The organism is Rhizobium sp. GR12, assembly GCF_036596185.1.
Taxonomy (GTDB): domain Bacteria; phylum Pseudomonadota; class Alphaproteobacteria; order Rhizobiales; family Rhizobiaceae; genus Agrobacterium; species Agrobacterium nepotum.
In genome coordinates this window covers 1-391 of sequence record NZ_JASXTH010000052.1, presented here as the reverse complement: position 1 = coordinate 391, position 391 = coordinate 1, and the positions used below count along the sequence as shown (strand labels likewise).

The window sequence follows — 391 nt, the reverse complement described above, 5'->3', positions numbered from 1 at the left end:
GTCGAGAACCCACAGATTGCCGATCTTGGTCGGGATGATGATTGCCGGCGTATCGACGCCGTTCTTCGGCAGGTTCAGCAGAACCGGCTGCGACGGGTTATCGCGGTCCCAGAGGTCGTGATGCGAGGTCTGGAATTTCCACTTCAACTGGCCGGTCTTGAGGTCAAGTGCGGCGAGCGCATCGACGAAGGCTTCCTGCTCGGGCGTGCGCGAGACACCAACCTGGTCCGGAGAGGCGTTACCGAACGGGATATAGGCAAGACCGAGCTTTTCGTCGGCGGCAAATTGCGTCCAGGCGACGACCGAGTTCGGTGCGTAATGTTCGCCCGGCGCAAGCGGCGCCGTGTCGTTCGGCTTGCTGGCGTCGAACTTCCAGACGACTTTGCCGGTA

Annotated in this window: 1 pseudogene; it reads right to left on the bottom strand. The window is 61.4% G+C overall.

Going from position 1 to position 391, the window contains the following annotated elements:
- A pseudogene (locus tag QSK43_RS27240) lies at positions 1 to 391 on the bottom strand (membrane-bound PQQ-dependent dehydrogenase, glucose/quinate/shikimate family); the annotation flags it as partial.